This window comes from Mesorhizobium sp. M0991 (genome assembly GCF_040318915.1).
GTDB lineage: Bacteria > Pseudomonadota > Alphaproteobacteria > Rhizobiales > Rhizobiaceae > Mesorhizobium.
On sequence record NZ_JAMYNE010000001.1, the window covers coordinates 352,413 to 370,236 of the forward strand.

Here is a 17,824-nt window from a genome sequence, read left to right on the forward strand (position 1 = left end):
TCGGCAAGCCAAGCGGAGCGGGGGACTGGTGGACGTCGTTGAACTAAAGACTGGCGGAATCCCGCAAGTTTCCTCCGCCGATCTGATGCAGGCGTTGCCTGTCGCCGTCTACACCACCGACAAACAAGGCTACATTACCTTCTTCAACGAAGCCGCTGCCGATCTCTGGGGATATCGTCCAGTTATCGGCCAGGACCGCTGGTGCGGATCATGGAAGCTTCGCCACATAGACGGGCGGCCGATGGCGCATGACGAATGTCCGATGGCCGTTGCCTTGCTGGAGGAGCGGGAGGTTCGTGGGGGCCGGGCGATCGCCGAGCGGCCGGACGGCCAGTTCATCCCGTTCAGCGCGCACCCGGTCCTGCTTCGCAATGCGCGCGGTGAGGTCGTCGGCGCCATCAACACCCTGCTCGACCTGCGCACCCAGGCGCTGGCTGACGACGCCGGCATAAGGCTCGCTGCCATCGTCGAATCCTCGATGGACGCGATCGTGTCGAAAGACCTGAACGGCATTATCACCAGTTGGAACGACGCGGCACAACGCCTGTTCGGCTATACGCCCGCCGAGGCGATCGGGCGCCCGGTGACGATCCTTATCCCGCCCGACCACCTGGATGAGGAAGCCATGATCATCAGCCGCATTCGCGCCGGCGAACGGATTCCTTCATACGAGACGATCCGGCAGCGCAAGGACGGCACCCTGGTTCCGGTTTCGCTCACCATCTCGCCGATACGCGACGGCATCGGGCGTATCATCGGCGCCTCCAAGATCGCGCGCGACATCAGCCCGCACAAGGAGAGCGAACGGCGTATCCGCACACTCATGCGCGAAGTCAACCATCGCGTCAAAAACCAGTATTCGGTGATCGTCTCGATGATCCGCGAGACCAGCAAGCTGGCGGGGACGCCAGAGGCTTTCCTTTCACAGGTTCGGGAACGCATCATGGCGCTTTCGGAATCGCACGATCTGCTGGTCGATGCCGAATGGCGTGGCGCGACTATCGGCGAATTGATCCATGCCCAGACCAAGGCCTTCGCGACACAGGCCAGGCTGTCGATGAGCGGGCCGATGATCATGCTGCAGCCGAACGCGGTGCAATATCTCGGCATTGCCTTTCACGAGCTGGCCACCAATTCGGTAAAGCACGGAGCGCTGTCGCGCCTTGACGGACGGGTCGAGGTCGAATGGACCGTGACGCCAGCCGCCGATGGCAGCGATGGCTTCCGCCTTGTCTGGCGGGAACTGGACGGACCATTGGTCGATGAAAACACGCGACGCGGTTTCGGAACGGTTGTGCTCAAACGCGTCACCCCGCAGGCGCTCAGCGGCACCGGCCGCCTGGAATTCGCCAGGCACGGCATCACCTGGACGCTGGAAGCGCCGCTGCGCTTCGTTCAGATGTCGATGGCTGGCATCGCGGCTGATTGAAGGCTGCTACACCAGCCGCGGCTTGGCGGCCGTGTGGCAACGCAATCCCTTTGGTAGCAATCAGGAGGAGCAGCGATGAGTTGGCTGGGCACCTGGCGGAACCAGTACGGGTCGGTCGTCGAACTGACCAGCGAAGAGGGCGGACGGATCAGCGGAACCTTCAGGACGGCACTGGAGGACAGCGCCTTCTTCGGCATGACGGTGCCGCTGTTCGGAGCCTGCCATGGAGACGTCATCGGATTCACCTGCGCGGCCGAAGGGCGGATCGGAGCCGCGGCGGTGAGCTATACCGGCATCCTCAGGAACGGGAAGCTGGAGATGCTGTGGCACACCGTTGCGGATGCCGCTTTGTCGGCTGAAAAGGAAGGTGCCCCGGCCCGAGCCAGGAAACTCCCCGCCTGGCGCGCTTTTGGAACCAGCCTCGACAGTTTTGAACGCGTCTCCTGACTGTCGCGGGCATTCAGCTCGCGAGTGAGGCAGCAGGAGTCCCGCAGTGCACAGGAACTCGCACTGACGATGGCGCGTTGGTGCGCCAGGACATGCGCTGTTCGTTACGGGGTCGACCCAATGAGCGTGCTTTATCGCGCAGCGAAAATCGCCGAACAGGCTCATGCCGGGCAGACGGACAAGACAGGGCGGCCTTATATCGAACATTGCCGCCGGGTCGTCGATGCCGTCGAAACGCTCGACCAGAAAGCCATCGCCTATCTTCACGACGTCATCGAAAAAGGCGACGGCTGGAACCGCGACCGGCTTGAGGCGGCCGGGTTTGGACCGTCCATCGTATCCGCCGTCGATGCCATGACGCGGCTGCCGAACGAGGACGATGCGGCTTTCGTTCGCAGGGCCGCGGCCAACCCGTTGGCGTTGCCTGTCAAGCGCGCCGATCTTGCCGACAATCTATGGCAGGCACGGCAGATCGGGGCCTCGACAGCGAAATACGAAGACGGCTTGCGCATTCTCAGAGAAGAGTTTGCGAGCTGACGGAAGGCTGCGCTGTCGCCGATTTGAGTTTACTCGGTGACGTGCGGCGTATGCCGCTTGTCCTCCGCGGGATCGGCCTCGATCCGCGCCCTGCCGGGATCGAACGCGCCGTGGCGGGCGATCGCCAATGCCGGGGTGTCGGGCGTCTCGTAGGCCCACATGAAGTCTTCTGCCGACGAACCGACCGCATGAACACGCCAATAGCTTGCCGTGCCCTTCAGCGGGCTGTGGCTCGTTGTGTTCGTCTTCTCCAGAAGGTCGAAATAGATGTCCTCGAAGGGTATGTAGAAGACAGGATCATGACCGTCTTCGTAGAGCAGCTTTGCCCGCTGGCTCGACGCGATAATGGCATCGGAAAACCGAACGGTCACGGTTCCATCGAACGGGACAATGCTGAGCGGGCCTGGCCGGGGGGCGGAATTTGCGGCTAAGGGCTGCATTCGACTTCTCCGTTGACTGCGCTGCCCTCCTGAAACGTGTTGTTGCCCGTCACGGTTCCAGGCCGCGGGCGCGCCGAGGCCGGCGGTGGAACGGTTTTGCAAGGTCGTCGTTGTTTCAGACCTCCGCACGCGCCATAATCGCAATGGCCGCCACTCACCGACTCAACAGCAAATGGATCACATGCTGGATCGATCGCCTACCCTTCCAAGGTCGCTTGGCGCTGCGCTGCGAAGGGAAGTGCCGCGGTTTACGGTACCCGGCAATGAAATTTCGTGCACAACGGTCGCATCCTACAACGTGCATAAATGCGTCGGCACAGACGGTAGGTTCGATCCGGAGCGGGTCGCAGCCGTGGTCAAGGAACTCGACGCGGATATCATTGCTTTGCAGGAGGCCGACGAAAGAACCGGAAGCAGGCAGGGTTTGCTCGATCTCGCAGCGCTCGAGCGGGACAGCGACCTCGTCCCCACCCACGTCCCCGAAAACCGCCGCAGCCATGGCTGGCACGGAAATCTGATCCTGGCACGCCGCGGCGTGGTCGAAAGCGTGAACCAGATCCGGCTGCCCGGCCTCGAGCCGCGCGGTGCGGTCATCGTGGACCTGGAACTGAAGGGCGTCTCCCTCAGGATCATAGCCGCACATTTTGGCTTGCTGCGGCGGTCGCGCTCGCAGCAGGCCAACGCGCTGGTCGAAGCCACGCACCCGGTTCTGCGGCCAACAATCCTGCTTGGCGACCTCAACGAATGGCGCGTCCGCAACAGGTCTTCGCTGCTGGCCCTGCTGCCGCATTTCGGTCCGATCGATGCGGTTCTGCCGAGCTTTCCGTCGCGCTTTCCGCTTTTTGCGCTCGACCGCATCCTGGCCAGGCCGCCGCACCTGATTTCCAGCATCGAGGTGCACAAGACGCCGCTGGCGCAACGGGCTTCCGATCATCTGCCGATCAAGGCCCGGCTGAACCTGGACGCGATACGGCAGCCGCGACTGCAACCAGAATGAACCTGAAGGGTTGTTAGTCAGATTTCAGACCGTTTGCTTCGCTGATGTTTGCCGGTGCACTTCATGGATACAGCCATTTCGCGGTTTGCCCGGGACAAGATCGCGGCCGGCAATAGCGGGCTGCTGCTGATCACCGACAATTATGACGCGTTTGCCGCGCGAATCCTTGCTGCGCGAAGTGCCACAAGCAGCCTCGACCTGATGTACTATCTCTGGCACGACGACCATAGCGGCCGGCTGCTTATGCAGGAGGTCGTCAAGGCGGCGGAGCGCGGTGTCCGCGTCCGCATACTGCTGGACGATATAAATCCGCGCAACAGCGACGCCGCTTACCTGGCGCTCAACAGCTACAAGAACATCGAGCTGAGGCTGTTCAACCCCAGCGGCATGAGGAACGGCAGCATCTTTCGCTCGCTGGAGATGGTCGCCCGGCTGTTTGCGATGACCCGCCGCATGCACAACAAGGCCTGGATCGCCGATGAGGGCTTGGCCATCGTCGGAGGAAGAAATATCGGCGATGCCTATTTCGACGCTGCGGAGACGAATTTCCGCGATCTCGACCTGTTGCTTCTCGGTCCTGCCGTAGGGCAGACGATGCAGATCTTCGAGGCGTTCTGGAATTGCGAGGCGGCAACGCCGATCCAGCTGCTCAACCCGGCTGCGGCGGGCTCGCGCGCCGATTTCCTCGACAATTTCGATGCGACCGCGGACGGCCAGCTTTTGAACAGCTTCCGTGCCTGGCGCACGATCACGGAGTTCATTGTAGCGCACAGCGACGTCTGCTGGACGAAAGGCGTTCGCGTCATTTCCGATCCGCCGGAAAAGGTGCGCGGCAAAAGGCGCAGGAACTGGCTGACCAAGGAGCTGCTTCCCGCTATCGCGGCGACCAGGCAGCGCCTCGAAATCGTCTCGCCCTATTTCATCCCCAGCCGCACCGGGTTGGCCATCCTGTCGAAGCTGGTGGACCGTGGCGCCGAGGTTGCAATCCTGACCAACTCGCTCGCCGCGACGGACGTCGCCGCCGTGCACGGCGCCTATGCCAAATACCGCCGCAAGCTGCTTAAAAACGGCGTCCAGCTTTTCGAATTGCAGCCCTTCGACCGCCAGGCCAACATCTCCGTTTTCGGCTCAAAGGGAGCCAGCCTCCACACCAAGGCCTTCACGGTCGACGACACGCTGGGGTTTGTCGGCTCCTTCAATTTCGATCCGCGTTCGGTGTCGTTGAATGCCGAAATGGGCGTGCTTTTCCATGATACCAATCTGGTGATGGAATTGCGCCGGCGGTTCGAGCACGAAAAGTCACCGCAGACGAGCTACCAGCTGGTCCTGGACAAAGGCGCCGTGCGGTGGCTCGGCATGGCGAATGGCGAGATGCGGCAATATTCGCGTGAACCCGAGGCCAGTCTCTATCGGCGCATCGTTGCAGCGCTGGTTGGGTGCCTGCCGATCGAATCGCAATTGTAGAGGCAACTCATTGTCGGAACGGAACTCCGGGATCACGAGTTGTAACCCGTGTCCGGAGCATGCCGATGAAGACCACGATATACAGTTTTCTTGCTGAGCTCTTGCCGTTCTGGATGGCGCATAAACGCAAAATGCGCGCCGACCGCGCCGCTGAGTGGCCGACACGACCGGCTGCTGCGGATGACGATGGTCGGCCGTCGGGCGATCCGAATCGAGCAACATCGGCGCGGCGGCGCAACACGTCCTAAGGGCGGGATACCTTCAAATTGGATCCCGCTCCAACTGTCTGGCTAGCCGCATTTCTGCGACGCCAAGTGATCCCATTTGGCTGCAGAAGCTCTAGCCCCTAGGCGATCACGCTATCGTCAAGTGGCGTAATTCGAAATCCGGCGTTGCCAAGCATCCATTTTGCAGCACGTACGTTAATGTGCACTACAGGTTGCCGCTATAGGTGAGCGCCATGAGTGCTAGTGCGATAGAATTCTTGCAGGACTGGATCCACGAAAACGTTCATCTACCGCCGCCTCCGATCAAGCTTGAAAAGGAGGCGGAAACCCTCGCCAGGGAATGCAAGGAAGAGGCGGCAGACGCCGGCGTACCCATCGAAGATATCGAGGAAGAGGTTGGTGACCTCAAGGATCTGCTTGTCGCCAAGCTCGAAGACGCAGCCGAAGACGAGGCCAGGCAACTCAATGGCAAGGGGCGCGACACGAATAGGACGGATGGAGCCAACGGGCCGGCGACCCTGCAGAACAATCTGTGACTCAGGGCGGGCCGAACGAATGCGCCGCTGAGGGAGCCGCAATCTCCTAGGCTTTTCAGCGGGTCCGTACTGCAGCCGGCGCCGTGGGTTAGACTCCGCACGATCCGCCCGGGCTGAAGGAATGACGCCATCGCATAAACCTTTTCGCTGGACACGCGTTGTTGGGTTTCAAGCCAGGGAGATGACCATGCAGATGAAGTCGGAAATCGCCGGCGAGGCCGCCAAGCAGCGGCACATCCAGCGCCGTATCGACGAGAAGGATAAGTCCAAGTCCAATGGCAAGCAAAAAGGCGCCATGCAGGCCGGTGCCCGCAAATATCCCGAGCCGCCCTTCCCCGAGCAGCACCAGCCGAAGCCGGGGCATGAATGGGCGATCGAGCCGGCGCCGCTTTACGATGCGCCATTTTATATCGGATCGAAAAAGCTCGACGGCAAAGTGGCCGTCATTACCGGCGGCGACTCAGGCATCGGCCGTGCGGTGGCCGTGCTCTATGCGCGTGAAGGCGCCGATGTGGCGATCATCTATCTCTCAGAGGATAGGGACGCCGAAGATACCAAAAGGGCCGTCGAAGCGGAAGGCCGGCGCTGCATCCTGATCAAGGCCGATGTCAGCGAACGCGACCACTGCCACAACGCGGTGGCTGAGATCGTGCAGGAGTTTGGGCGGATCGACGTGCTGGTCAACAACGCCGCTTTCCAGGTCCACTCCAGCGATTTCAGCGAGCTGACCGAGGAGCATTTCGACACGACGCTGAAGACCAACCTCTACGGCTATTTTCACATGGCGCAGGAGGCCGTGCCGCACATGAAACCCGGTTCGGCGATCATCAATACCGGTTCAGTGACCGGCATCGAGGGCTCGAAGCAACTGGTCGATTACTCCATGACTAAGGGCGGCATTCATGCCTTCACCCGCGCGCTCTCGGGCAACCTTGTCGACAAGGGCATAAGGGTCAACGCCGTGGCGCCAGGCCCGGTTTGGACGCCGCTCAACCCCTCGGACAAGGAAGCCGGCGATGTTTCGAAATTTGGCGCTGACACGCCGATGAAACGGCCGGCCCAGCCGGAGGAGATCGCGCCGGCCTACGTGTTCCTCGCCTCGCCGCACTGCTCCAGCTATATCACCGGCGAGATATTGCCGATCGTCGGCGGCTACTGACGACATGTATTTCATAGCCCTGGCCACTGACTATGACGGCACGCTGGCGCATGAAGGGATCGTTGCCGAGAAGACTCTTGCGGCGCTCGAGCGCTTCAAGAAGAGCGGCCGCAAGCTCATTCTCGTTACCGGGCGCGAGCTGCCCGACCTGAAGCGTGTCTTTCCCGAAGTCGCGATCTTCGACAAGGTCGTCGCGGAAAATGGCGCGCTGATCTACACGCCGGCGAGCGAGGAGGAGCGGGCGATATCTCCGCCGCCCGCCCCCGAGTTCATCGCCAAACTCAGGAAACGCGGTGTCAAACCGCTTTCGGTCGGCCGCTCTATCGTGGCTACCTGGGAACCGCATCAGGCTACCGCACTCGAGGTCATCAAGAAATTGGGGCTGGAGCTGGAAATCATCTTCAACAAGGGCGCGGTTATGATCCTGCCCAGCGGCATCAACAAGGCGACCGGGCTGACAGCCGCGCTTCAGGACCTCAGATTGTCGCCGCACAACGTCGTCGGTGTCGGCGACGCCGAAAACGACCACGCCTTCCTGCGCGCCTGCGGCCTCAGCATCGCCGTCGACAATGCACTGGCGGCGGTCAAGGATACAGCGGATCTCGTGACACGCGGCGCGCGCGGAAAGGGCGTCGAGGAGCTGATCGACAAACTTGTCGAGCGCGATCGCGAGCTTGTGCCGAACCGCGACGGCATTCTGCTCGGCTCGGAGGATGGCAAGGAGGTGCATCTGTCGCCAACCGATACGGTGCTGATCGCCGGCAGCTCCGGCATCGGCAAATCGACCCTGGCGACCGCACTGACGGAGCGCTTCGTCGAGAGAAAGTTCCAGTTCTGCATCTTCGATCCGGAAGGCGACTATGACGGCCTCGAAGGCGCCGTCCGGCTGGGCGACGGCTCGAATGCGCCGACGAAGACGGAGCTGCTCGAGATCCTGGAGAAGCCGGACAACAACCTGGTCGTCAACGGCCTGGCGCTGCGCGTCAATGAGCGGCCGGACTTCTTTGCCGACCTGCTGCCGGGGCTTGGTAGCGTTCGCTTCCGCACGGCACGACCACACTGGCTGATCATCGACGAAGCGCATCACCTCTTGCCGAAGCGGCGCGACGACACGCCAATGGTGCTGGCCATGGAATTGCCGGGCACGATCCTGATCACGGTTCATCCGGACGCGATCTCAACCGAGGCATTGCGGCTGGTCACCGCCGTCATCGCACTCGGCCCCAAGGCGAAAAAGGTCATCAAGACGTTCTGTCACGAGACCGGCACCGAACCGCCAAAGGACAAGGACCTGAACTCTCCAAAAGACAAGCGCGTGCTGTTCTGGCGGCCGCAGGCGCGTAAGAAACCTGCCATGGTCGAGCCGATCGAACCGCGACAGTCGCTCAAGCGCCACAGCCGCAAATATGCCGAGGGCCAGCTGGACGAGAAGGGCAGCTTCTATTTCCGCGGCCCCGACAATGCGATGAACCTCCGCGCCCACAATCTGATGATTTTCGCCCAGATCGCCGAGGGCATCGACGACAAGACCTGGGAACATCATTTGCGCGCCGGCGACTATTCCGAATGGTTTCGCCACCAGATCAGGGACAAGGAACTGGCGCGCGAAACCGCCGAAGCGGAGAAAGACGGCACACTTTCGGCGCAGGAGAGCCGCAACCACGTCCTGGACGCGGTGCGCCGCCGCTATACCGCGCCCGCGACCGCGCCGAAGGAATAGATGCAAACGGCGCCCAGCCGGTCCCAAGCCGGCTGGGTTCACCTCGTGGTCGATCTCCGTCCCGAGCCGGCAGAAGACCGGGTCCCAGTCGGTTCCAATCGTCGATGGTCCATCGTGGAACCTCATCCGCCAAACGAGATTGTGTTCTATCGGGCGCCAGATCCATTCAATGCCGAATAATTGCCCGGAAGGAGACGATGGATGAGCAACGACCGGGACAAGGATGGTCCTGTCTTTTCGGCGGAGCAGGCGCGGCAGGGCGAGATCATCCTGCGGACGCGGGCGCGCCGGATCATTTTCATCGCCGGCCTGGCGGGTCTCGTCTTGCTGGCATTGCTGGTGTGGTGGATTTGAATTCCTGACGGCTGGAGCGAAATCATGAAATCACAGCTTGTTGCCGAAAGCGCCGGACAGAGAACGTTCGTCATTGTGCTCGATCCGGGCGAAGAGGCGTTTGCCCAGCTGACGTCCTTTGCCGTCGACAACGACATTGGCAGTGCGGCGCTGACCGCGCTCGGCGCTTTCGAAAGAGCGACCGTCGGCTGGTTCGACCCTGGGGAAAGGACCTACCGGAAAATCCCCGTTCGGGAACAGTGTGAAGTGCTGAGCGCGATCGGCGATGTTGCCATCGGCGACGACGGCAGGCCCAGCCTGCACGTCCACGCAGTCCTTGGATTGAGTGACGGCACCACGAGGGGCGGTCATCTGTTGGACGGCATCGTGCGGCCGACGCTCGAGGTCACATTGGTGGAGACGCCTGGCCATCTGCGCCGCAGGCACCGTCCCGAACTCGGCGTCGCCCTGATCGACTTGGAGGCTTGATCCGAGCCGATCACTTCGTTGATTTGACCGCGGCCGTTTCGGGTACGACCTCCCAACCGAAGACGCTGCGGCCGCCGAGCAGATGCGATTGCTCGAACTCCCCGGCGACGATTTCCTTCAGGCTTGGGCCGGTGACATAGCGCTCGACCTGCCGCGACTGGTCGTCCAGCCGCCGCAACGCGCCGATCTCTTCGTCACGGCCGAGCCTGGCCTTCTGGACAGCCGACTTCAGCACGCCGATCGTCTCGTCATAGACCTTCAGCGGCACGGGGAACGGATGCCGGTCCTTGCCGCCATGCGCCAGCGAGAAACGCCCTGGATCGGAAAAACGGCACGGCGCGCCATGCACCACTTCGGCGACCAGCGCCAGCGCCCGCACCGTGCGCGCGCCGACATTGGGCACCAGGAGAAGCCCGGCGAAATCTGTCGGGCCGCGCTCGGCCGCCGCCGCGATGTTGCCGTGCAGGCGGCGCATGACGACATCGCTTTCGCGTACATCGTGGTGCGCCGGCATCACCAGATGCGGCAGCAGCTTTTGTGCCGGCTCCGGCGCTGGCGCCGAACCCCGCTCCAAAGCGGCAAGCTCCCTCACGATGCGATCCGGTCCAAGGTCGTGCAGAAGGTCCAGTTGTCCCTGGCGCGACGCTTCGGCGCGGCGGTCGGTCAGGTTGACGATCTCGCCCTGGTTGGCGCCCTCGATGGCAGCATGCGGCTGGTCGACAAAGCTCTTCAGGCCCTCGGACAGCCAGTGATAGCGGCGCGCCACCTTGCTGTCGCCGTTCATGCCTTGCTGCACCACCACCCATTTGCCGTCATCGGTGACGATAAAGCCGTGCAGATAGAGATCGAAACCGTCCTGGACCGCGGCGCTGTCCACCTTGGCGACAAGCCGGCTGGCAGTCGCGAGGCCTTGCCCGTCGAGGCCGACACGCTCGCCGATCAGGGCAAGCTCGTGCGGGGTCTTGCGCGAATGCGCGCCGCGGCCGCCGCAAACGTGGATGCCGAGTTCGCCGGAAAGCGGCGACAGGCCGCGCTTCAACGCACCGACGACGCTGGTGGTGATGCCGGAAGAGTGCCAGTCCATCCCCATCACGGCGCCAAAGGACTGGAACCAGAACGGATGCGCCAGCCGGCGCAGCAATTCATCGCGGCCGTAATGGTGGATGATCGCCTCGCACATGACCGCGCCAAGCCGCGTCATGCGGTCGCCGAGCCATTTCGGCACGCGTCCGCCGTGAAGTGGAAGATCAGCACTTCCCGATCGCTGTGCCACGCTCTCTTGCTTGCTCCTTGAGTCCTGCCTCCACAGATAGGTATCGAAAGCGCCGCGAAGAAGCGATGGCCTGATTCAGGCCGCGATCGTTGCGAGCCGCTAGAGCAATTCCAGGAAAAGTGTGAACGGTTTTCCGTCCGGGATTGCGCAGAAACAAAGAGATAGAGCGTTTCGGCGTTTCCGTGAAACGATGAACCGCTCTAGCGGGCAGGCTCGCTGAGGAGATCAAACTTTTGGATCTCGCAATGCTCGCCCACCGATGCCAGCAGATCCATTGGCGGTGCGCCAGTGTCGGGCCGCCTCCAACTGATCTCGAACGAGAACACAGGGTCCTTGAGATCTGGGCGCCTCTCTATTGCGACGAGGCGTGCCTGGTAGCCAAGCGGCCCGATGAGCGCATCGAGCTCCTGTCGAGCCGCGGCCTTCCACGTCAGTTCCAACTGGGCATGGTGTTCGCGCGACATTCGAAGGTCCACCCATTTCAGGACCAGCAAGGTGGCCAGCGTCAGCGCCGTGCCGGCCGCGCCCAAGCCGTATTGGCCACCACCGAAAGCCAATCCGATCGCCGTCATCACCCACAACGTGGCCGCCGTGGTGACCCCGCTGACAAGATTGCCGCGGCGAAGAATGGCGCCACCGCCGATAAAGCCAACGCCGGTCAACACGCCCAGCGGAAAGCGCAAGACGTCCATCGATGCAAACGAATCCGGGTGCTTGCCAACGGTCTCGAGCAGAATACTGGCCTGGATCATTGTGATGGCGGCGGCCAATCCGACCAGCACGGTGGTGCGTAGCCCCGCCGCGTGCCCGCGCGCCTCGCGGTTGAGGCCTATCAACAGGCCGGCGAGCGCGGTCAGAAGCAGTCGTGCCGCGATGTCCTGCCAGACCGGAACAACGAGAAGCATCGCGGTCACCCGTCAGGCCAAGCGCTGCTGGCCAGGAATAGCGCCAGGGTCAAAGCGAACAAGGGCAAGAGCGTCTTCATCGCAAATTCTTTTCGTCGATAAGCAACAAACGATGCGCTTGGATTTTGGTTGCGCCGCCGACGATTCACTCCGGCGATCGGCAGCGGCGGAACAAAACCTTCGGCCTGTGGGTTGGTGGGTTCACGCCAACGAAGGATTTGCAGTCATGGTCCGCTTGCTGCTTGCCGGAGCCGTCGCTTATCTGGCCTATCGCATCACCAAGGAGATCGGTGGGTCCGACGAGGTCGATCCGCGGTCGCCTTCACCCGACCAAACCGGCCGCAAGGTGCCGAGGCGGGAAAGCGGGGCGCAGGGGAATGGCCGACGGCGGTAGCGAATGCCTCAGCGGCGGCGCGGACCAGCCATGACCGCATTTCCGTTGCCGCTCGACCTTCGTCCGATGGAAGCCAAAGCCGCCGATGCAATTCCTGGCGGTGACGGGCTTTGGCAGTACGAACCGAAATGGGACGGGTTCCGCTGCCTCGTGTTCAAGGGCGACGATGCCGTCGATCTGCGTGCAAAATCGGGCAAGCCGCTTGGCCGCTATTTTCCCGAACTGGTCGTGGTGCTGCGCTATGTGAACTCGCGGCGGTTTGTTGCCGACGGCGAGATCGTCATCGAGGTCGACGGATCGTCCTCGTTCGAGGCCCTGCAAATGCGCCTTCATCCAGCCGAAAGCAGGATCCGCAAGTTGAGCCTGGAGACGCCTGCCATGCTGGTCCTGTTCGACATGCTGGCCGAACCCGGCGGCAGGATCATCATCGAAGAGCCTCTCACCAGCAGGAGGCAGGCGATTGAGGCCTTTGTCGCGTCGGCGGCACGGCCCGAACTGCACCTGTCTAAATATACGCACGACGCCGCCACCGCCGAGCGCTGGCTGCAGGGCGCCGGCCACGGCTCGACCGACGGTGTCGTTGCAAAACTGATCGCCGGGCCATACCGGCCCGGCGAGCGCGCCATGGTCAAGGTCAAGCGGCTGCGCACGGCGGATTGCGTGGTCGGCGGCTTTCGCTATCTCGCCGGCAGCAACGAAGTCGGATCCCTGCTGCTCGGCCTCTACAACAACGAAGGCAGGCTGGACCATGTCGGGTTCACCTCGACCATCGGCAAGGACGACAGGGCGGCGCTGACCAGACGGCTGGAAAAACTGCGGGCCAAACCGGGTTTCACCGGCAAGGCGCCGGGCGGACCAAGCCGCTGGAGTACGGACCGCAGCGGACAATGGGAACCGATAAAGCCTGAACTGGTGGTCGAGGTTCGTTTCGACCATGTGACAGGCGACCGGTTCCGGCATGGAACCAAGCTGTTGCGCTGGCGGCCGGACAAGCAGCCGCGGCAATGCACGTTCGAGCAGATCGAGTAAGTCCGTCCCGAGGCACCGATTCAAGCTCTTGCTGCCCCGTCCTGCCGACGACGACGGAACCAATGCAGAATTCGCTGGTTCGCCGCACTAGCGGAGCCTCGGCAATCCATTGCCGAGGCTCGGAGGCGATCTGGTAGATCAAGCGGCTTCTTGCATTGCGCGTTCGTTGACACCGCTTTCGCCGAGCTTGGAAAGCGCTTCGTCGGTCGCGACCTCTTCCTTGAGAGTTGCCCTGAGCAGCTCGACAACGTCGCTCTTGCCAAGTTCTTCCGCCCACGCGATCAAAGTGCCGTAGCGAGCGATCTCGTAATGCTCGACGGCCTGCGCCGCACCGACAAGCCCGGCGTCGAGCGCGGGAGCACCGTTATACTCCTCGAGCATTTCCGAGCCCTCTTCGATGATGCCGTCAATCGCCGGGCAGGTCTTGCCGCGGGCCGGCTTGCCGAATTTCTCGAACACCTCCTCCAGGCGGTCGACATGTCCTTCGGTTTCCATGCGGTGCTTCTCGAAGGCGGCGGTCACTTCTTCCGACTCCGCGCCCTTGGCCATTTTGGGCAGCGCTTTCAGTATCTTCTTCTCGGCGTAGTAGAGGTCTTTGAGCCCGTCGAGGAACAGATCCTCAAGGCCCTTGCTTGCCGTCTTCGCGGCCTTTTTCGTAGTCACCATGATCCTCTCCCCAATGGTTGGTGCCGCCTCGCAAAGTAGAGGCGTCCGATAACCCACCGACGGGAAACAAGTTCCCTGACGGTCCGGGAGCTTTGAAAATTTTCCGACCCGCCGTGTAGTGTCGCAAGGGGCCTCAACCTGCGGCAGCAATCGGCCAGGAAAGCGCCGTCAGCGCTCGCCGATATGCTCGACCAGGCGGGTATATTCGGCCTCGGCCAGGCCGTAGCCGCCATCCGCCAGTGCGACGAGACCATCGCGATCGCGAATGATAATTTCGCCGCGGCGGGACCGGATGAGCCCTCGCCCCTCAAGCAGCTGCAACGCGACCGTGACGCCCGGGCGCCTTACGCCAAGCATGATCGACAGGAATTCGTGAGTGATCGTCAGCCGGCCGCCGTCCACCCGATCGTCACACATGAGCAGCCAGCGCGCCAGCCGGTCTTCAAGTTTCGATCGCGCGTTGACCAGCGCGGTATAGCCAGTCTGGACATGCAGATATTGCACGTAGCGCAGCAAGAACAGGCGCAGCGTCGGGCTTTGCGTCAGCGCTGCCTTGAATGGCTCGGCATCTATCCTGGCGGCTTCTCCCGCCAGTTGCACATAGCAATCATGGACCGTACGGTCGTCGCCCATTATCAGAGCCGAGCCGGTCATACCTTCCAAGCCGACAAGGCCAACTTCCGCATCGCTGCCGTTCGGCATTTTCGCAACCACCGAACCGATGCCGTCCTCGAGGAAATAAATGGCCTCGATCGGCGATCCGGACACTTCGAGCGATTGCCGTAACTCCAGCGAACAGCGCTCGATGTGCGGCTCGAGAGATGCGAAATCGCCGGCGCTCATCCGGCGCAACAGCTTGTTTTTGTATAGGTTTTTGTTGGAAATTGCTGGATCAGACATAGCTCGCCCCAAAACAGGGCAAGAGCTTTTTTATCTCCCAGCCGTCCGCGCCCGGTATAACCTGCGGACGATAGCGCTCATATAAGCACTGAAAGGTATGGAGCCTACTAAATAAAAAAATGAATCGATGCACGGCAGTTTCTCCTGCCGCTTGCCTACGAAAACATCCGACTGAAAGTTAGAGTTGGAAACGTACCAAAGACAGTTTGGTACGAAAACGACAATTGAGATCATCGGGCGCGAAAGAGCCCGTCGCGAGGGATGCAACGGGCTCCATTCGGGCGTCGTGGGCTACGCCCAGTGATCCAAATGAGGGGTGGGTTGGATCGCAGCAACAATGCAGGTGGAAGGCAGTCGTTCCCAAACTGTCTGCTTGGTAATTTCCGTACATTGAGTTTGGAAGAGAGCGGCGCTAATTGAATTGGAGTCGTCCACACAGACATGGCGAGTGGACGCTTGAAAGACGCTTCGCGCTTTCGCCCTTTCAAGGGAGGATGGCATGTCGATGCAAGGTGCAGCAACTCCAGCCGAACTGAGCGTGCTGAAAAAAGCGCTCGACGACTGCTGCCGCGAGTTGGGTGTTGCGGACGACAGTCCTGTCCGCGAGCGGTTGGCCGCCCGTATCATGTCGCTGTTCAACGAGGGTGTGCTCAGCGCCGATCTGAAAGAAGCGCTGGCCGCCGATCGCCAACACTAAGCTGCTGCTATGGTGGTGTCCTCGTTGCCGAAAGGTTCGGCACCGGGTCGCCCTTTTTAGCCAAGGATCATGGAAATCTTGTCTCTTCACGACAAAACGCCCGGCGCTTGTTACCAAGCGCCGGGTGTTTGGTCGTGAGCGTGACACTAAAGCGCGTCGCGCTCGACCGGCCCCATGCGACGCGCTTTAGGTTCCTGTTTTATGCATGTCGCTATCACAAAACCGCTGCACACTTTTGCGCGACATACATCAAATGCGCCCAAGCAGGACCAGGATGATGACTATAAGCAACACCAGGCCGAGGCCGCCACCACCGTAATAGCCGGTGCCATAGAACGGTCCGCCGCCCAAGCCGCTGAAGCCGCCAAGCAAGGCAAGGACCAAGATAATGATGAGAATGGTTCCAAGGCCCATGATGTCTGCTCTCCTTGTTTGCGCTGCCGCCATTCGCATCAGCGCGTCGCATTGTACAAAGGTATGAACTCGCAAGGAGCATTCCTGTTCCGGCGGGACGGTAAGGCGTACGCTCATGCGGCGAGCAAAATGCCGGGTTGTGCCGTTAGAAAAGTCCATAGATGCGTGCCCGCGGAGAATGGCATGCCGGCCACCTTGAACACCTGAGAACATGCTGAATTTCATAGGAAATTTGTCGGAACCTTCGCCAGCTCGAACGGTTGTTTTCGTAGTCGCAACGCGACGACCCTCGTAAAAAGGAGAAGCATCATGCTCACGAAAATTCTCGCAGCTTCGGCGCTTACGATCGGTCTGGCCACGTCAGCGATGGCCCAGAACGTCGGCGACCCCTCCGGAGCCGCTGCCGACGGTAGCGGGCGGACGGTCGTAGTCCCGGATAATGGCGGCCCTGACACCGGCACGGATTCGACCATCACCAACAGCATTCGCGATTTCTCAACGACGAATTCGAATGCCGACCGGAATTGCCCGCCGGGCCCGCAGGGGGCTCTGCCCGATGCGACCGGCAAGGCTCGGGACACGATGGCGCCGACGGTGAACGACAACCACTGCGGCAAGTAAGCGCCCGGTCATCACAGCCTGACGAGGCCGCGGAGCATAGGATCCGCGGCCGGCTGGTTTTGCCGTAAAATCAGCCTAACGGCCGCGGTGGTCGAAGCTGACCGCGATATCCCGACCGTCCAGCGCCCGAACGATAAAGCCAACCAGCTCCTCGTCGGTTTGCCGGAACCAGGGAAAGCGTTTGCGCAAATCGGCTATGACGACGGTGGTCGAGAGAATGTCGCCGGAATGATAGTCGGCCATGATGGTATGAACGGCAGCGTCGGTGTCAATACCGATTCCTAGCGGCGACTTGATCTGCCCCACGGAAGCCTCCACCCATCTCTCCCAGCCAACGATAGCAAGACTGCGGCAAAGCGAAAGAGCTTGTACGATTCCGTACGATCTCGCGGCTTGCGTTGCACTTTCCACGACCCGGCCGGCGTCTTTTGTTTTGCGTTTCCAAACCATTGTTTGGCGTCGCGGCGGCTGTGGCCGCCGCGATCAGGCAACCTCGCCGCAGCTTCCGCGTTGAGCCATCGGAGGGATGACATCGGCCTCGGAGAACTTCCATGAAAACACTTCTATCCATCACTGCGGCAGCGCTGATGGCCGGCGCGCCTTTGGCTGCTTTTGCTCAATCGGCGACGCTGACGCCTCTAACGACCGACACCATGAGCAAGGTTGACACCGCGACGTTCGTCAAGACCGTGCCCATCGCCAATACATTCGAAATCGAATCGAGCCGACTTGCGCAGACGCAGGCGACTGCCGACGACGTGAAGGCATTCGCGGCGCAAATGGTCACGGACCACACCAAGGCCGGCGAGGACTTCAAGGCGGCGCTCAGCAGGGGTCAGACGACTTCGGCCACCGCGCCAGCCGGCCCGTCGCTGGACACCAAGCACCAGGCGCTGCTCGACCAACTTAAGGAGGCCAGCGGTGACAGCTTCCAATCGAAATATATCGACATGCAGACCCAGGCGCATAAGGAAGCGGTGGCGCTGTTTTCCGCTTACGCAAATTCCGGCGACGATCCGGCGATGAAGGAGTTTGCCAAGAAGACGCTGCCGGTGCTGCAAATGCACGAACGTCATGTCAAGGACCTCGCTGCCGCGCATCAATGAGAGCGAGGAGTGCCTTTTGCAAACGAAAGGCCGCCCCACAC

Annotated in this window: 23 protein-coding genes; 16 read left to right on the top strand and 7 right to left on the bottom strand. The window is 61.6% G+C overall.

The features are described 5' to 3' along the window. Nucleotides 1–28: 28 nt before the first annotated feature. The 3 genes from NKH70_RS01755 (at nt 29) to NKH70_RS01765 (ending at nt 2,413) form a co-directional block, all read left to right on the top strand. Nucleotides 29–1,429 carry a PAS domain-containing HWE histidine kinase family protein gene (locus tag NKH70_RS01755; RefSeq protein WP_352912036.1) on the top strand — a complete coding sequence of 467 codons (1,401 nt, stop codon included), beginning with the start codon at nt 29–31 and terminating at the stop codon, nt 1,427–1,429. Nucleotides 1,430–1,504: 75 nt separating this feature from the next. Further along, a complete protein-coding gene (locus NKH70_RS01760; RefSeq protein WP_352716236.1) occupies nt 1,505–1,876 on the top strand; it encodes an avidin/streptavidin family protein in 372 nt (123 codons plus the stop codon). A gap of 120 nt (nt 1,877–1,996) precedes the next feature. Then, on the top strand, nt 1,997–2,413 hold the full coding sequence (locus NKH70_RS01765; RefSeq protein ID WP_023677074.1) for an HD domain-containing protein: 417 nt from the start codon (nt 1,997–1,999) through the stop codon (nt 2,411–2,413). A 29-nt stretch (nt 2,414–2,442) separates the two neighbouring features. Here the strand turns inward: NKH70_RS01765 and NKH70_RS01770 are convergent, their stop codons facing one another. After that, on the bottom strand, nt 2,443–2,853 hold the full coding sequence (locus NKH70_RS01770; protein ID WP_353016094.1) for a DUF427 domain-containing protein: 411 nt from the start codon (nt 2,851–2,853) through the stop codon (nt 2,443–2,445). A gap of 181 nt (nt 2,854–3,034) precedes the next feature. Here NKH70_RS01770 and NKH70_RS01775 point away from each other — a divergent pair, with 181 nt between their 5' ends. The 8 genes from NKH70_RS01775 to NKH70_RS01810 all read left to right on the top strand — a co-directional run bounded on the left by NKH70_RS01775 (nt 3,035) and on the right by NKH70_RS01810 (nt 9,778). Further along, entirely contained in the window at nt 3,035–3,850 is an 816-nt protein-coding gene (locus NKH70_RS01775) for an endonuclease/exonuclease/phosphatase family protein (protein ID WP_352912041.1), read from the top strand. A 63-nt stretch (nt 3,851–3,913) separates the two neighbouring features. Further along, nucleotides 3,914–5,314, top strand: a complete 1,401-nt coding sequence (locus NKH70_RS01780) for a phospholipase D family protein (protein WP_352912044.1) — start codon at nt 3,914–3,916, stop codon at nt 5,312–5,314. Between the two features lie 59 nt (nt 5,315–5,373). After that, nucleotides 5,374–5,562, top strand: coding sequence for a hypothetical protein (locus tag NKH70_RS01785; RefSeq protein ID WP_353024781.1), 189 nt, complete (start codon nt 5,374–5,376; stop codon nt 5,560–5,562). Between the two features lie 212 nt (nt 5,563–5,774). Next, a complete protein-coding gene (locus tag NKH70_RS01790) occupies nt 5,775–6,077 on the top strand; it encodes a hypothetical protein (protein WP_352912047.1) in 303 nt (100 codons plus the stop codon). Between the two features lie 187 nt (nt 6,078–6,264). Continuing rightward, nucleotides 6,265–7,236, top strand: a complete 972-nt coding sequence (locus NKH70_RS01795) for an SDR family oxidoreductase (RefSeq protein ID WP_352912050.1) — start codon at nt 6,265–6,267, stop codon at nt 7,234–7,236. Between the two features lie 4 nt (nt 7,237–7,240). Beyond that, entirely contained in the window at nt 7,241–8,956 is a 1,716-nt protein-coding gene (locus NKH70_RS01800; RefSeq protein ID WP_352912053.1) for an HAD family hydrolase, read from the top strand. 201 nt (nt 8,957–9,157) lie between these two features. Further along, the gene (locus NKH70_RS01805; RefSeq protein WP_352716227.1) at nt 9,158–9,310 is read left to right on the top strand and encodes a peptide ABC transporter permease; all 153 of its coding nucleotides are present in this window, start codon (nt 9,158–9,160) and stop codon (nt 9,308–9,310) included. 24 nt (nt 9,311–9,334) lie between these two features. Then, nucleotides 9,335–9,778: a PPC domain-containing DNA-binding protein gene (locus NKH70_RS01810; RefSeq protein WP_352912057.1), complete on the top strand. Its 444-nt coding sequence runs from the start codon at nt 9,335–9,337 to the stop codon at nt 9,776–9,778. Between the two features lie 10 nt (nt 9,779–9,788). Here NKH70_RS01810 and NKH70_RS01815 read toward each other — a convergent pair whose 3' ends face one another. Both NKH70_RS01815 and NKH70_RS01820 read right to left on the bottom strand, forming a co-directional pair. Then, the gene (locus NKH70_RS01815) at nt 9,789–11,051 is read right to left on the bottom strand and encodes a DUF763 domain-containing protein (RefSeq protein WP_352449581.1); all 1,263 of its coding nucleotides are present in this window, start codon (nt 11,049–11,051) and stop codon (nt 9,789–9,791) included. A gap of 200 nt (nt 11,052–11,251) precedes the next feature. Then, entirely contained in the window at nt 11,252–11,956 is a 705-nt protein-coding gene (locus NKH70_RS01820; RefSeq protein ID WP_352716224.1) for an MgtC/SapB family protein, read from the bottom strand. Nucleotides 11,957–12,182: 226 nt separating this feature from the next. On the opposite strand from NKH70_RS01820, the gene NKH70_RS01825 reads away from it, so the two are divergent. Continuing rightward, nucleotides 12,183–12,350 (top strand): hypothetical protein, encoded by a 168-nt coding sequence (locus NKH70_RS01825; RefSeq protein WP_023677102.1) that lies wholly within the window; start codon nt 12,183–12,185, stop codon nt 12,348–12,350. A gap of 30 nt (nt 12,351–12,380) precedes the next feature. Next, nucleotides 12,381–13,379, top strand: coding sequence for an ATP-dependent DNA ligase (locus NKH70_RS01830; protein WP_352979100.1), 999 nt, complete (start codon nt 12,381–12,383; stop codon nt 13,377–13,379). Nucleotides 13,380–13,517: 138 nt separating this feature from the next. Here the strand turns inward: NKH70_RS01830 and NKH70_RS01835 are convergent, their stop codons facing one another. Continuing rightward, nucleotides 13,518–14,045 (bottom strand): YciE/YciF ferroxidase family protein, encoded by a 528-nt coding sequence (locus NKH70_RS01835; RefSeq protein WP_352979102.1) that lies wholly within the window; start codon nt 14,043–14,045, stop codon nt 13,518–13,520. A 168-nt stretch (nt 14,046–14,213) separates the two neighbouring features. After that, nucleotides 14,214–14,945: a Crp/Fnr family transcriptional regulator gene (locus tag NKH70_RS01840; RefSeq protein WP_352716218.1), complete on the bottom strand. Its 732-nt coding sequence runs from the start codon at nt 14,943–14,945 to the stop codon at nt 14,214–14,216. Between the two features lie 499 nt (nt 14,946–15,444). Between NKH70_RS01840 and NKH70_RS01845 the strand changes: the two genes are divergently transcribed. Next, complete coding sequence (locus NKH70_RS01845; protein WP_292655400.1) at nt 15,445–15,642, top strand: hypothetical protein; 198 nt, start codon at nt 15,445–15,447, stop codon at nt 15,640–15,642. Between the two features lie 249 nt (nt 15,643–15,891). On the opposite strand, the gene NKH70_RS01850 is transcribed toward NKH70_RS01845, so the two are convergent. Then, the gene (locus tag NKH70_RS01850; RefSeq protein WP_023677107.1) at nt 15,892–16,056 is read right to left on the bottom strand and encodes a DUF3309 family protein; all 165 of its coding nucleotides are present in this window, start codon (nt 16,054–16,056) and stop codon (nt 15,892–15,894) included. Nucleotides 16,057–16,365: 309 nt separating this feature from the next. Between NKH70_RS01850 and NKH70_RS01855 the strand changes: the two genes are divergently transcribed. After that, nucleotides 16,366–16,677, top strand: a complete 312-nt coding sequence (locus tag NKH70_RS01855) for a hypothetical protein (protein ID WP_352979104.1) — start codon at nt 16,366–16,368, stop codon at nt 16,675–16,677. A 75-nt stretch (nt 16,678–16,752) separates the two neighbouring features. Here the strand turns inward: NKH70_RS01855 and NKH70_RS01860 are convergent, their stop codons facing one another. Continuing rightward, nucleotides 16,753–16,995, bottom strand: a complete 243-nt coding sequence (locus NKH70_RS01860; RefSeq protein WP_023677110.1) for a hypothetical protein — start codon at nt 16,993–16,995, stop codon at nt 16,753–16,755. Nucleotides 16,996–17,228: 233 nt separating this feature from the next. Here NKH70_RS01860 and NKH70_RS01865 point away from each other — a divergent pair, with 233 nt between their 5' ends. Then, complete coding sequence (locus tag NKH70_RS01865) at nt 17,229–17,783, top strand: DUF4142 domain-containing protein (RefSeq protein ID WP_352716216.1); 555 nt, start codon at nt 17,229–17,231, stop codon at nt 17,781–17,783. The last annotated feature ends 41 nt before the right edge of the window (nt 17,784–17,824 follow it).

Excerpts from the sequence above, each read along its gene's own strand:
- NKH70_RS01800 (WP_352912053.1), top strand. The coding sequence starts at position 7,241 with ATGTATTTCATAGCCCTGGCCACTGACTATGACGGCACGCTGGCGCAT.
- NKH70_RS01820 (WP_352716224.1), bottom strand. The coding sequence starts at position 11,956 with ATGCTTCTCGTTGTTCCGGTCTGGCAGGACATCGCGGCACGACTGCTT.
- NKH70_RS01850 (WP_023677107.1), bottom strand. The coding sequence starts at position 16,056 with ATGGGCCTTGGAACCATTCTCATCATTATCTTGGTCCTTGCCTTGCTT.
- NKH70_RS01775 (WP_352912041.1), top strand. The coding sequence starts at position 3,035 with ATGCTGGATCGATCGCCTACCCTTCCAAGGTCGCTTGGCGCTGCGCTG.
- NKH70_RS01810 (WP_352912057.1), top strand. The coding sequence starts at position 9,335 with ATGAAATCACAGCTTGTTGCCGAAAGCGCCGGACAGAGAACGTTCGTC.
- NKH70_RS01855 (WP_352979104.1), top strand. The coding sequence starts at position 16,366 with ATGCTCACGAAAATTCTCGCAGCTTCGGCGCTTACGATCGGTCTGGCC.
- NKH70_RS01865 (WP_352716216.1), top strand. The coding sequence starts at position 17,229 with ATGAAAACACTTCTATCCATCACTGCGGCAGCGCTGATGGCCGGCGCG.
- NKH70_RS01760 (WP_352716236.1), top strand. The coding sequence starts at position 1,505 with ATGAGTTGGCTGGGCACCTGGCGGAACCAGTACGGGTCGGTCGTCGAA.
- NKH70_RS01835 (WP_352979102.1), bottom strand. The coding sequence starts at position 14,045 with ATGGTGACTACGAAAAAGGCCGCGAAGACGGCAAGCAAGGGCCTTGAG.
- NKH70_RS01805 (WP_352716227.1), top strand. The coding sequence starts at position 9,158 with ATGAGCAACGACCGGGACAAGGATGGTCCTGTCTTTTCGGCGGAGCAG.
- NKH70_RS01785 (WP_353024781.1), top strand. The coding sequence starts at position 5,374 with ATGCCGATGAAGACCACGATATACAGTTTTCTTGCTGAGCTCTTGCCG.
- NKH70_RS01790 (WP_352912047.1), top strand. The coding sequence starts at position 5,775 with ATGAGTGCTAGTGCGATAGAATTCTTGCAGGACTGGATCCACGAAAAC.
- NKH70_RS01830 (WP_352979100.1), top strand. The coding sequence starts at position 12,381 with ATGACCGCATTTCCGTTGCCGCTCGACCTTCGTCCGATGGAAGCCAAA.
- NKH70_RS01765 (WP_023677074.1), top strand. The coding sequence starts at position 1,997 with ATGAGCGTGCTTTATCGCGCAGCGAAAATCGCCGAACAGGCTCATGCC.
- NKH70_RS01795 (WP_352912050.1), top strand. The coding sequence starts at position 6,265 with ATGCAGATGAAGTCGGAAATCGCCGGCGAGGCCGCCAAGCAGCGGCAC.
- NKH70_RS01825 (WP_023677102.1), top strand. The coding sequence starts at position 12,183 with ATGGTCCGCTTGCTGCTTGCCGGAGCCGTCGCTTATCTGGCCTATCGC.
- NKH70_RS01845 (WP_292655400.1), top strand. The coding sequence starts at position 15,445 with ATGTCGATGCAAGGTGCAGCAACTCCAGCCGAACTGAGCGTGCTGAAA.
- NKH70_RS01770 (WP_353016094.1), bottom strand. The coding sequence starts at position 2,853 with ATGCAGCCCTTAGCCGCAAATTCCGCCCCCCGGCCAGGCCCGCTCAGC.
- NKH70_RS01840 (WP_352716218.1), bottom strand. The coding sequence starts at position 14,945 with ATGTCTGATCCAGCAATTTCCAACAAAAACCTATACAAAAACAAGCTG.
- NKH70_RS01780 (WP_352912044.1), top strand. The coding sequence starts at position 3,914 with ATGGATACAGCCATTTCGCGGTTTGCCCGGGACAAGATCGCGGCCGGC.